The sequence below is a fragment of the Kitasatospora sp. NPDC048662 genome, assembly GCF_055587065.1.
The window spans coordinates 441,376-452,808 of record NZ_JBVJHA010000001.1; the positions used below are offsets into that span (position 1 = coordinate 441,376).

Consider the following 11,433-nt stretch of genomic DNA (forward strand, 5'->3'; position numbering starts at 1 on the left):
TTTGGAAGGCCATACGGGCTGGGTTACCGCATTGTGTGCAGTGCATGTCGGGAACCGCGAGATGCTTGCCAGCGCCAGCACCGACGGCACGCTCATGATCTGGGACCTAGCAACGGCCAGTGCACACCATACGATTCAGGGTCGCTCAATTTATACGATGTGCACGGTCCGTGCTGGCGACATCGAATTGATTGCTAGCGCCTCGTCAGCAGGAGTCAACCTGCTAAATCCGGAGACCGGGAGCCTGTTCCTTACTCTAGATGCACGCCCCGTGAACACGCTTTGCTCGGCTAGAGTCGAGGGCCGCGACCTCCTTGCCACGATCTACGACGATAGAGATGACGATAAGGTCGCGCAACTTTGGAATCTCTCGACCCAGCTTCCTGCGTATACGCTGATGGGACACTCAAGCGAGGCCACTGCGGCGTGCTCGGTGCAAATGGAAGGCCAGAACCTCCTTGCCGTTGCGGACAACGGTGAGGATGCCTACGCAAACTACGGAACTATACGACTCTGGAATCCCGTATCGCAGAATGCTCAAGTGACCCAACAAGAGGACCGCGCGCGAGCGACTGTTGCACTATGCGCCATCTATGTTGGCGGGCACCAAATTCTTGCAGCTGCGGCAGATGGCCAGGAGACGCAGCTGCTGGATCCTGCCACTGGAAGCCTCTATGACACTTTGGGGGACTACGCTACATCAATAACAGCGATGTGCTCAATCCGGGTGAAAGGTCATGACCTACTCGCCATCGCCAGTGAATCGGTACAGCTATGGGATCCGGTTACAGGTCTCCTATGCCACACGCCAGCCCACACTGGTTCCGTCCGAGCAGTCGGCTCCGTGAAGGTAAATGGGCATGACTTGCTCGCCATTGTGGATGGTTCAGTGTGGTTGTGGGATCCTGCGAGCGGCCGCGCCCGCCTTCACTTGGAGGGTGATACTCGCTGGATTACGGCGATCTCCAACCTGCGACTTGACGGTGAAGATCTGATCGTCACATCAGCGGATGACGGCTCAGTAGAATTGTGGGATCCCATAACTGGACAGAGACTCCCCTGGCTGGGCTTCAATGTTCCATGGATTACCGCTCTTTGCACGATACGAATCAACGGCGACGACCTCATCGCCACGGCTGGCGACGACCGCATAGTTCGCCTATGGCACATAGGGACCGCCCGATGCGTTCTTGAAATACCGGTCTATCGGCGTGTGTCAGCGCTAACCTCTTCTGGGACAAATCTGATTGCCGGGCTGGATGCTGGACTGCTCGCGTTGAGCCTCGACCCAGCCCTCCTCCGGCACACCCGTTAGCCTTGGTCTTGGCAGCGAGGCCATATCCGAAACACGGAGATCATCGGCCATATTTTTTCGTAGGCTACCGCCGACATACAAGAATTCCACCGAGGCACGTGATATTGAACGAACCTTCGGCCTTGATGGTTGCAGCGGCAATATCAGCCGCCCGACTGACAGTCTCCCGAAAGGGGACGCCACATTGCTCAGCCCACGCTTCGTAGGACGCGAGGTGGGCAACGACGGGGACTGGATCGGTGACCGCGATGGTACCGGGAAGGTCCCGACGCTGGATCTCGTGGAACGCAGTCCCAAGGAAGACTGCGGCCTTCTCCAACGAAAAGCGCGAGCTCAGAGACAACCGCGCTGGCCCCTCGGGCATACCCAGAACCTCGCCTGCGGCCCTGACCCAGAGCTCGTCGAGCTCGCGCTTGTCGGTGTCGCTGTTAGTCGAGGCGATGAGGACACCACCGGGGCGGAGCACTCGGGCCAGTTCCTGGATCGTCCCCTGGATATTCCCCACGTGATAGAGCATGTGCAGGGCCAGCACCGCGTCGGCGCTGTCGTCAGCGAAGGGCAGAGCTTGGGCGTCGGCCACCAGAACCGGCTTTGGGACGTCGGCGAGAATACCTGCCGAGATGTCTATCCCGACGACCTGGAGGTCGAGGCGGTCCTTGTGCAGGCGGCTAACGAACTTGCCGTTGCCGCAGCCGATGTCGAGCACAGTACCGCTCGTGCCGGCCAACTCCTCTAGGACGATCCCCGGCAGGTCATACTGCGGCTGCTGCCAGCGGTAGATCGACTGGCGAGCGGCCAGATGGCGTCCGTCGGCGTAGGCGCTGTTCGCGAGGATCGTCTTGTCAGCGACTGCGGCGTCCTGCTGTGCGGTGTTGCTCGTCACTTGGGCAGCTCCGGAGGGTTCGTGAGTGCGGGTCGAGAGCAGGCTTCTCGGACATTCTCACGGAGACTCCGGACGAGGGGGGAGCCGGTGTAGGCGGGGTCGGCGAGGCGGCTGCTCAGCGTTTGGAGTCGCGTCGAGATGCTCGCTGTTCTCCGGCCCGGTGCGGCATCCAGGACGATCGAGAGGTTCGCCTGCACGCCGTCAAGATCGCCGTGGGCCAGGTGGGCGTTGGAGAGGTCGAGGCGCGCGGCCAGCAAGTCGCCGGAGGACCGCTCCTGCTGCGGAGCAGACTCATACAAGTCGATGGCCTTGGACGACGCCTCGATAGCGCGGTTCACGTGCGGCCGACTGCCCAGGGTCAGGAGGGCCGTGCCGGCGTAGGTCCACTGCTTGGCCTCGGGGAAGGTGAACACGCCAGGAGAATCCACGACGCCGACTGCTGCACTCCGTGCGGCCTCCGCTGCCGATACGGCTCGTAGCGCGTTCGCACTGTCACCCAGTGCGGCGGTGGCTCGGGCTTCGAGGCTGAGAAGGCGGGCTGCGACGGTCCCGCCGTTGGTGTAGGGCAGTCCGGCTCGGGCCAGCTCGGCGGCTTGGCGGTGGTCCTGCTGCCAGTAGGCGATCAGGGACTGGACGGATCTGATCCAGGCCCGAAGGCCGTTGTGGCCGGCTGACTCTGCGCAGCGCCACGCTGTTCGTGAGTGGGTGGCCGCAGCTGTGTACTGGCCAAGGTCGAGGGCCACGTGAGTGGCCAGGCCGCACAGACGCCCGGCCTGCAGGTACAGGTGGCTTGCCTGGTAGGGATGCTGGCGCCCCTGGAGTAACTCGAACACGCCGCGCCGCAGCGCTCCGATTTCCTGGAAGAGCTCGGACAGGGGCTTGCTGACGTAGTCCGCTGCCAGCCTGGCGATGTCCGCGTCGATCTGCTCCAGAAGCGTGTCGTCTACGTTGGAGGCGCTCGCGAAGTGCAGGAAGAGGGCCGACTCCGCGGAATCGGCCGCCACCGCCGCAACGATGTCGTTGTCCGGGTCCGTACGCCGTCCTGGCAGTGCGGGCGGGTGGTCTTCTCTGCCATCGCCGGGGCGCGGAATTGCTGCGCGGTTTGCCGGCGGTGCTGGCAGCATCTCGGCCAACTGGTCGACCGAGACCTTCAGGGCATGGGCGAGCTTCGGTCGCATCCAGGGCTGCGGGGTGCCTCTGCCGCTCTCCCAGCGCCCCACGGTCGTACGGTCCACCTGGAGGGCTTCGGCCAGGGACTCCTGGGTGTGGCCGACGGCCTCCCTGCGCTGGATGAGCTGGTGCCGCTTGGGTGCCATCCCTGCCCTCTCGTGATGCGCCAGTTCGTCCGTAGCCGTAACACGCCAGGTCATGGCCGGGTTTGCGGCATGGATACCTCATCGCTGCATCAATTCTGCTCTGGTTCACCGGCGTTAGAGGCGGTTCTGTAGAGACCTGCCGGGTGAATTCCCGGCGCGAATCGGCCCGCTGCCGACCTCGTTCCGGTGAAAGGTCCGCACTCATGTCCGTCGCCACTCTCAATGCCCCCGTACCAGCACCGTTCGGCTTTCGTCTGCAGCCCAGTGCCGAGGCCGTGCCGGACGCTCGACGGAAGGTCATAGCGGCGGTGCGTCGGTGGGACCTGCCACTGGCCGAGGACGCGCTTCGCGACGTCGAGTTGCTGTCCAGCGAGTTGATCACCAACGCCGTAATCCACACGGAGGCCCCGTGCGCCGTGTGCGTGTCCTGGAACGGTGAGCGGCTGCGCGTTTCGGTGACGGACGTCAGCCGCGAGCTGCCGGACGCAGGTGGGGAGGATCTCGATGCCACCGGCGGGCGAGGGCTGTTCTTGGTGGCGGCACTTGCGACGGACTGGGGCGCGGAGCCGGACCCAGCGGGCAAGCGGCTCTGGTTCGAGGTCGGCACTGCTGCGGCGGTGTCGGGTGCCCGCGACTCACCGCGCTCGTGAGAGCTGCTGCCCCCAGGGCTCGGGACACCATGCCGGCCAGCGCCTGACAGAGCTTCCTCCCCGTCCAACTCGGGTTGGGAGGAATACAGGTGGCCGCGCCGGTCGACAGCCAAGCGGCGCAGCCAAGCCACCTGACGTTCGATGCCAGGTTCGCCTGGCACCGATACATCGCTGCACCCACGACGGGGCCGGGCAGTCGGTCCGCCCCAATAATTCCGAAGGAGGGCTTCATGCCCGAGAACCTGACGAGCAGCGCCGAGCTGGAGGGCGACGGCCTTCTGGTCGCCCGCACCAAGGTGGCCGCGGCCCGCTCGCGTGGCGAGCAGCCGTCGGACGGCGGCTCCACCGGCCGAACCGACACCAACGACTGACGGCTGCATCACGATGACCGCCGAGCACTTCTCGGTGGTTGAGCGTCTGGGCGGGGATGACTTCCTCGCCCAGACGCTCAGCCGCAGCTTCAAGGTCGCGCGCGGCGAAGCCGCGTCACTCGCCGGGTTGATGAGCTGGGATGACCTCAACGCCATACTGACCCACCACCGGTTCGAACCCCCTCGCTTCCGCCTCGCCGCCAACGGGGAGCAGGTGCCCGCGCACACCTACTCCCGGCCGATCACCACCCGGCGGAGCACCGTCTGGCACCAGCTCCAGCCCTCCGAGTTGCACCAGCGTCTCGCCGCGGGTGCCACGCTGGTCCTGGACGCCGTCGACGAACTCCACGCCGGAATCGGCGCTCTGGCCGGCCAGCTGGAGCGCTGGCTGCGAACCGGCGCACAGGTCAACCTGTACGCCTCCTGGACCGGCACCGAGGGCTTCGGCGTCCACTGGGACGATCACGACGTGGTCGTCGTCCAGCTCGACGGCGCGAAGCGCTGGCGCATCTACGGCCCCACCCGCGCATTGCCGATGCACCGCGACGTCGAGACGCCTGAGCCACCGCCCGAGGAGCCCGTCGCCGATCTGGTCCTCACCGCCGGCGATGTGCTCTATCTGCCTCGGGGCTGGTGGCACGCCGTCGCCGCCTCCGAGGGCCAGCACTCGCTGCACGTCACGTGCGGGCTGCAGAGCACGACGGGTGCCGACTTGATCACCTGGCTGTCGGAGATGTTGCGTGCTCACCAGGCCATCCGAGCGGATGTCCCGCGTTTCGGGGCCGCCGAGGAGCAACGCGCCTTCCTCGACACGATCGGCAAGCTCATCGAGACCGAGCTGGAGAGCGACGACCTGATCGCCCGCTTCTCCTCCGCCCGCGACGCCACCGAGCGAGCCCGGCTCGCACCGTCGTTGCCCCACATCACGGCGGCCCCACCGGATGCCGACCTGCAGGTACGCCTGGTCACCACGCGGCCCGCGCTCGCGGCCATGCCCGACGGCACAGTCCGGCTTACCGCCGGAGGCGAGGAGTGGACCTTCGCCGCCAAGGCCGAGCCGATGCTCGCGCTCCTCGCCGACGGGGAACCTTACCGGCTGGCCGATCTCGCTCAGGCCGCAGGCATCACTCTCGGCCAAGCGGCTGGTGTCGTGACGGAGCTGGTCGACGGCCAGGCCGCTGCGATCGGAGGCCCACAATGACCGCCCGGCTGGGCCTCGGCACTTACCGCTGTCACGATGTGGCCGAGGCCGCAGTGAGGGCCGCTTCCCGGGGTGCCGACTGGGTGGATACCGCGCCCAACTACGAGGGTGGTCGGGCGGAGGCGGCACTGGCCCTGGTTCTGGCGGCGTATCCGGATCTTCACGTCTCCACGAAGGTGGGTTTCGTCCCTCCCAGTGCCAGGCGGATCGGAGTGCGCGCTGGTGCACTGTCCGCCGGTGATGCCAAGCGCGGGCACTGCCTGGCACCTGACTACATCGCGTGGCAGGTCGCCCGTAGCAGGCGCATGCTCGGCCGCATCCCCGACGTGGTGTTCCTGCACAACCCGGAACACGACTGCCAGGAAGACGAGATCGCCGACCGGCTCTACTCCGCGTTCCTCGCCTTGGAGGAGGCGTGCAGCCAGCGCGTCATCAGTTCCTACGGAGTGGCTACCTGGCGTGGTTTCAGCAGCGGGCTCTTCGACGTGTCTGCCCTGCTCGAACTCGCGACCAAGGCCGGCGGCCCGCAGCACCACCTGCGGGCGATCCAACTCCCCATCTCCCTCGTCCACCTCGGCGCTGTCGCCCAGGCCCTCGACGGACACGGCCCGCTGGTCGATGCCTTGGATGCGGGACTGGAAGTGTTCGCCTCCGCCCCGCTCCACGGTGGCGAGATCCCCGGCATCGTGACCCGTGAGCTGATCGACCTGATCAGCCCTGGCAGCACGCCCGCGCAGGCTGCCCTCGCCGTCGTCGCCTCGACCACCGGAGTGAAACGCGTGCTTCTGTCGACGGGGAATCCGGAACACTGGACGCAGGCCGCCGATGCCGTCGGCCGTCCGCCGTTGTCTCCGGACGTGCTGCGAAGGGTCGTTGATGTACTCGGAACCTGAGCCGGACATCGCCGAGCGGATGCGCGGGATGCACGCCACAGCCGCAGCGGCGCTCGACGCGACGCCGATCGGCTCGCGCGACGCATGGGGCTGGCGTGGACGTACCCTCAGCCGCCCGGTTGCCACGGCGTCCGGCGAGGGATGGCTTCGCCTGGTGTCCGCCCCGGCCGACAAGGCAGGAGGAAAGCTCTGGGAGGGACCGCAGGAGGCAGAACGGCTCATGCCCCCTGCGGTCCCCAGGCCGCATCTGAGGGGCCGACACACCTGGACCAACGGTGAGCACGGCTACCTGGCCGAGCTGTACGACAGGATCACCGTCCCCACCATCACCACCCACGAGCCGACCCTCCGGAAGGCTCCCGACCTGGACGACGCCTGGTGGGACGCACTCAGCACCGCCCTCGACGCCATCGTCACCGTCCCCAGCGAACGAGTGGCAGTCCGCCAGGAATACCTCGACCGCGCCATGCCGCAGTACCTCGGCATGGCGATCGACACCAAGGCACCCGCCTGGACCACCGCCCACGGCGACCTGCACTGGGCCAACCTCACCGGCCCGACCCTCACCGTCCTCGACTGGGAAGGCTGGGGCATCGCGCCCGCCGGATACGACGCCGCACTGCTGTACTCCTACAGCCTCCTTGTCCCGGACACCGCTGCCGAAATCCGGCGGCGGCTCGGCCACATCCTCGACACGGCTGCAGGGAGGTTCGCGGAACTCGTGGTCATCACTGAACTCCTGCAGACCACCACCCGGGACGACAACCTCGACCTGGAGAAGCCCCTGCGGAGGCGGCTCTCCGAGATCACCAGCGCCCAGCCCGCCGTTCGAGGGACCGGCGCCGGGTAGCCCTTGGGATATCCAACGCGACAACTTGCTCCTCCCGGGGCACAGCAACTGCCGTGTCGCCCCCACTCAGCCAACCGTCCGCTTCGACGCGTCCGACCAGGACGGACAGCCTGAAAACTCCTGGCGGTCTGTCCGTCCGGCCCGGAGAATCCGATCTCATGGGAGCCGACATACACGGGTTCGTCGAGTGCCGGGCCACTTACGGCACGCTCGACGAGGACAAGGCGCGCTGGCACGCGGCGATAGACCTGGACCTGCTGTACGGCGGGCGGAGCTACGACGCCTTCGGCTGCCTGTTCGGCGTGCGGAACCATGCCGGCTTCCGCCCACTGGCCGGAGATCGAGGCATACCCGCCGACGTGTCGCCCCAGACCCGACAGGCGTACGAGGAATGGGCCCCCGATGGGCACAGCCCGTCCTGGATCAGCTGGGCCGAACTGGCCACGGTCGACTGGGACGAACCCGCCGACGCCGTGGACGAGCGCGTTCACGAGTACACGCGCACGCCGGACCGGGGTTGGGTACGGACGGGCAAGTCGTTCCGCGACAGTCAAGGCAGGTCGGAAGGCGCCGAGTGGATCGAGGACGGGAGGCTGCTCCGCGTCGTGCGAATGGTGCGCCGGGACGCCGTGCCGGAGGACGGCGAGTGGGCACCGGTGTGGAAGGCCATGAGCGCCCTCGCCGATGCCCATGGCGGAGAGAATGTCCGGCTCGTCGTCTGGTTCGACAACTGACTACAACTCCGCGCCTCCTGAAAATTCTGACCAGGAGGCCGTGCTCTGCGACTACCGTGCCGCTGTGACTCTCACCGATGCCGAGATAGACAACCTGCTCGCACCCGCTGGGCTTCTCTTCCTCGAACGGGTCCATGGAGAGGTCCAACTGCCGTCTCTCCCGCCGGGCCACTCGCCCGCAAGCGCCGGACCCGAGCACGGGCGGTTCGACTCGCACGAGCACGAGGTTGCCGATCTGGACGCTTCGGACATGGCCGAGAAGGTCAACGCGAGCTGGCACCGGATGGCGACGCAGTACGGGCTGTTCGACGGGAACCGCGAGTTCCTGCTCGCAGTCGGCCGCGCGCGCCTTGGGGAGGATCCGGACGAAGAGCCGTACACGGTGTGGCTTCGAGTGCGGCTACTCGATCAGTGGGACTTGGTGGGGAGCGAGGCGGATCTCCTGAGGAGCGGGTTCGCAACGCTCTTCACCACTCGCTTCGTCCCAGAGTTCACTGCGGCTTCCCTGGACGGCCGAATGATGATGAACACCACCGTCTGGGGCAACGGCACCATCAGCACGATCGTCATTCGCCCGTAGCCCGGCCGCGCAAAGAGCCGACCGTGCGACACCCAATCGCCGAGCCAACCCATGGGGCTAATGGCGAAGAGCCTGGTTGGTGGCTGTGCGCCCTCGCGCAGCCACCAACCAGGGCAGATAGCGCGAGGCCGTAGGACCGTCGTACGCGACAACTTGCTCCGCCCTCAGGGCGGGGCTGGGGTAAGGACTCCTTACCCCACAACTTGCTCCGGCTGGCCGGGGCTCGCGGTAAGCAGCGCTTACCGCACAACTTGCTCCGCGTGCGGCCCTCTCCGCCTTCGACGGTGTGGGGCTAGGCTCTCAAGGACCGGCAGTTGGAGGGGGCATGGGCGGCGAAGTCAGGTACTTCACGCTGGTCTGTGACGACGTGCCGTACAGCGTCGTGTTGGCCGATCCTGGCGCCCGCACCATGGACGTGCTGAAGGAGATCCGCCGACTCACCGGGCTCAGTCTGTGGCACGGCAAACTCCTCCTCGGCCAGCTTCCAACGACGGTTCTCGAAGACCAACCCGAAGACGCAGCTCGGGCAGCTGCCAGCGCTCTTCGCGCCGTTGGCGCTGTCGCCCATGTCATCGAGCAGATCGACTGAGAATCCGTCCGCTGCCCACCGGGTTGCACTCGTCCCACGCGTTACACACCTGGTCAGGGCGGTACGGGTGGCGCTCCCGGGACGACAGCACCCGTTGCGGAGAACGAACCCGTCCCCGCCCTGAGCTGGGCGGGGACGGGTGGTACGACTGGCGGCAAGTCAGCTGCCGTTAGCGGCATGCGGCTCAGCGGGCTCGGGGCAGTAGCGGCTCCAGGCGTCGAGGAAACCGTTGCGGGTGAAACCCTTGAGCTGCACGCCATCCGGGAAGCGGATGTTCATCGAGCCGATGCCGTAGTCCTTGAGCAGGAGCTGCAGGCCACGGGCGCTCAGCCCCGTCGGTCCGTACTCGGCCCACGGCGCCTCATAGTCGGCCTTCAGGGCGGTCAGGAGGTGCTCGGTGGACAGGGCGTCCGGGTTGCCACCGGCGGCGAAGACGCGGCGGATGTCGACCAGGATCCTCGTCCTCAGGCCGCCGTCCTCGTCCTGCCCGGACTCGAACGCGGTCATGGCACGGCAGGCCGCGCGAGCCCGCACCGGCCACTCACCTCCGGCGAGGTCCGCGACCGTCACCAAGGGCTCCCAGGTGTCAGCGGCACGGTCGTCGACCGGCATGGGCGGCTCCATGTCGGTCGCCGCGTCGGTCAGCGGCACCAGCCAGGCGTGAAGGCCGTCGCGCAGCTCGCGCAGGCCCGGGTTGTCCCGGTCGGAGCGGTACGAGGAGACGCGCTCGCCCGGTGCGCGGCGGCGCATGCGGATGACCACTGACCGGTCCATGATCGTGTCCGGAAGGTCGCCGATGCCGGCCAGGGCTGCCATGGCGAAGGTGGGGAACTTGACCACCTTGTGGTCCGGGCCGGTCACCCGCAGGGTGGGGCGATTGCGCTGGTGACCGGCGTTCAGCAGGCCCCGAAGGTCTTCGTTCTTCTCGGCCGCCTTGACGGTGCCGAACATGGTGTCGGCCTCGTCCACGAGCAGGGTCGGCGGCTGGTCGGTGATCGACCGGAAGATGGCCGCCGAGGACGCGTTGACCGTGATGAGCGGGTCGTGCACGGTCTCGGTGACGATGTCGAGCAGCCGAGACTTCCCACAGCGCTTGGCCGGGCCGATCACGGCAAGACGCGGGGCATGCTGCCAAGCGGGCTGTAGATGGGTGGCGGCAACCCACAGCGTCACGGCATCCAGAGCTTGCTCGGACGGGAAGATCACGAAGCGAGCTATGGCGGATCGGAGTTCGCAGAGCAGCTCGGCTCCCGGCGATGACGGAGTGACCGGCAGGTCGCCGCTTCCGGTCATCCCGCCGAAGACGTCCGGGTCACCGACCTGTCCCGCCGGGGCACTGACCGGGTCAGCGGTGACCTGACCGGTCAAGGCACCGGGCTCCCGGTCAGTCCGGTCGGTCAGTACGTCGTTCTGACCGACCGCCGGTCGGTAGTGACCGGGTTGACCGGGGACGGCAACGGCGGGCCAGCCCTCCGCCGGATCTCCCGACGCAGGCTGGCGGGAAGTAGAGTTCACGGTGAAGCTCCTCGCTGGTGCGCACGACCTCGACCGTCGCGCTGCCACCGGTTGAATTGATTCGCTGATCTGGGGACTTCGCCCGGCCCTCGGTGTTCGTAGCACCGAGGGCCATCGCGTTCCCGGCCTGCCGAGCCGACGAGCCGACTTGACTCAACTCGCAGGCTGGTGGAGTCCGTTGCGCCGGTTTGCGACCGGCGGGCGACGCGACGATACGGCCGCCCTGACGGAAGATCCACTGCTCCGGTGGCAGTCCTCTCACGGCAGACAAGCTCGTGGCCCGACCTGCGGCCTTGTCGTCACGCAGCCGCACCGTCCGGCGCGACGTCGATGCCCAGCAGCCGCAGGAGGTCTGCGGTGATCACCCGGTACTTCTTGCCCAGCCGCAGCACGCGGCACGGGTAGGCGTCCCGCCGCGCCAGTTCGTAGCCCTTGCTGCGGCCAAGGCCGATCGCGCGGTTGGCGGTATCCAGGTCGATGGCGGCCGGCAACGCGAGCAGCTCCGCCCGGCTCATGCCCGTGAGCTCCTGGTTGCC

At 67.1% G+C, this 11,433-nt stretch carries 13 protein-coding genes; 9 read left to right on the plus strand and 4 right to left on the minus strand.

The annotated features are described in order from the left end of the window. Positions 1 to 1,315, plus strand: a 1,315-nt coding sequence (locus tag ACZ6R9_RS02040) for a WD40 repeat domain-containing protein (protein ID WP_465535879.1), incomplete at its 5' end; no start/stop codon positions are given. A 64-nt stretch (positions 1,316 to 1,379) separates the two neighbouring features. Here the strand turns inward: ACZ6R9_RS02040 and ACZ6R9_RS02045 are convergent. Both ACZ6R9_RS02045 and ACZ6R9_RS02050 read right to left on the minus strand, forming a co-directional pair. Next, entirely contained in the window at positions 1,380 to 2,198 is an 819-nt protein-coding gene (locus ACZ6R9_RS02045) for a class I SAM-dependent methyltransferase (RefSeq protein ID WP_465535881.1), read from the minus strand. Beyond that, complete coding sequence (locus ACZ6R9_RS02050; protein ID WP_465535883.1) at positions 2,195 to 3,568, minus strand: helix-turn-helix transcriptional regulator; 1,374 nt, start codon at positions 3,566 to 3,568, stop codon at positions 2,195 to 2,197. Before ACZ6R9_RS02050 ends, ACZ6R9_RS02045 begins: the two co-directional genes overlap by 4 nt. A 149-nt stretch (positions 3,569 to 3,717) precedes the next feature. On the opposite strand from ACZ6R9_RS02050, the gene ACZ6R9_RS02055 reads away from it, so the two are divergent. The 8 genes from ACZ6R9_RS02055 to ACZ6R9_RS02090 all read left to right on the plus strand — a co-directional run bounded on the left by ACZ6R9_RS02055 (position 3,718) and on the right by ACZ6R9_RS02090 (position 9,382). After that, a complete protein-coding gene (locus ACZ6R9_RS02055; RefSeq protein WP_465535885.1) occupies positions 3,718 to 4,164 on the plus strand; it encodes an ATP-binding protein in 447 nt (148 codons plus the stop codon). Positions 4,165 to 4,394: 230 nt separating this feature from the next. Then, on the plus strand, positions 4,395 to 4,535 hold the full coding sequence (locus ACZ6R9_RS02060; protein ID WP_465535887.1) for a hypothetical protein: 141 nt from the start codon (positions 4,395 to 4,397) through the stop codon (positions 4,533 to 4,535). Positions 4,536 to 4,548: 13 nt separating this feature from the next. Next, the gene (locus ACZ6R9_RS02065) at positions 4,549 to 5,736 is read left to right on the plus strand and encodes a cupin domain-containing protein (protein WP_465535889.1); all 1,188 of its coding nucleotides are present in this window, start codon (positions 4,549 to 4,551) and stop codon (positions 5,734 to 5,736) included. Beyond that, on the plus strand, positions 5,733 to 6,629 hold the full coding sequence (locus tag ACZ6R9_RS02070) for an aldo/keto reductase (protein WP_465535891.1): 897 nt from the start codon (positions 5,733 to 5,735) through the stop codon (positions 6,627 to 6,629). Before ACZ6R9_RS02065 ends, ACZ6R9_RS02070 begins: the two co-directional genes overlap by 4 nt. Before the next feature lie 220 nt (positions 6,630 to 6,849). After that, positions 6,850 to 7,479, plus strand: a complete 630-nt coding sequence (locus ACZ6R9_RS02075) for a phosphotransferase family protein (protein ID WP_465535893.1) — start codon at positions 6,850 to 6,852, stop codon at positions 7,477 to 7,479. 158 nt (positions 7,480 to 7,637) lie between these two features. Further along, positions 7,638 to 8,213 carry a hypothetical protein gene (locus ACZ6R9_RS02080; RefSeq protein WP_465535894.1) on the plus strand — a complete coding sequence of 192 codons (576 nt, stop codon included), beginning with the start codon at positions 7,638 to 7,640 and terminating at the stop codon, positions 8,211 to 8,213. 64 nt (positions 8,214 to 8,277) lie between these two features. Next, a complete protein-coding gene (locus ACZ6R9_RS02085) occupies positions 8,278 to 8,793 on the plus strand; it encodes a hypothetical protein (protein ID WP_465535895.1) in 516 nt (171 codons plus the stop codon). A 325-nt stretch (positions 8,794 to 9,118) separates the two neighbouring features. Beyond that, the gene (locus tag ACZ6R9_RS02090; RefSeq protein ID WP_465535897.1) at positions 9,119 to 9,382 is read left to right on the plus strand and encodes a ribosomal protein L7/L12; all 264 of its coding nucleotides are present in this window, start codon (positions 9,119 to 9,121) and stop codon (positions 9,380 to 9,382) included. 159 nt (positions 9,383 to 9,541) lie between these two features. Here ACZ6R9_RS02090 and ACZ6R9_RS02095 read toward each other — a convergent pair whose 3' ends face one another. Next, positions 9,542 to 10,675 (minus strand): DUF3631 domain-containing protein, encoded by a 1,134-nt coding sequence (locus ACZ6R9_RS02095; RefSeq protein WP_465536781.1) that lies wholly within the window; start codon positions 10,673 to 10,675, stop codon positions 9,542 to 9,544. A gap of 521 nt (positions 10,676 to 11,196) precedes the next feature. Next, on the minus strand, positions 11,197 to 11,412 hold the full coding sequence (locus ACZ6R9_RS02100; RefSeq protein ID WP_238863802.1) for a hypothetical protein: 216 nt from the start codon (positions 11,410 to 11,412) through the stop codon (positions 11,197 to 11,199). Positions 11,413 to 11,433: the final 21 nt, after the last annotated feature.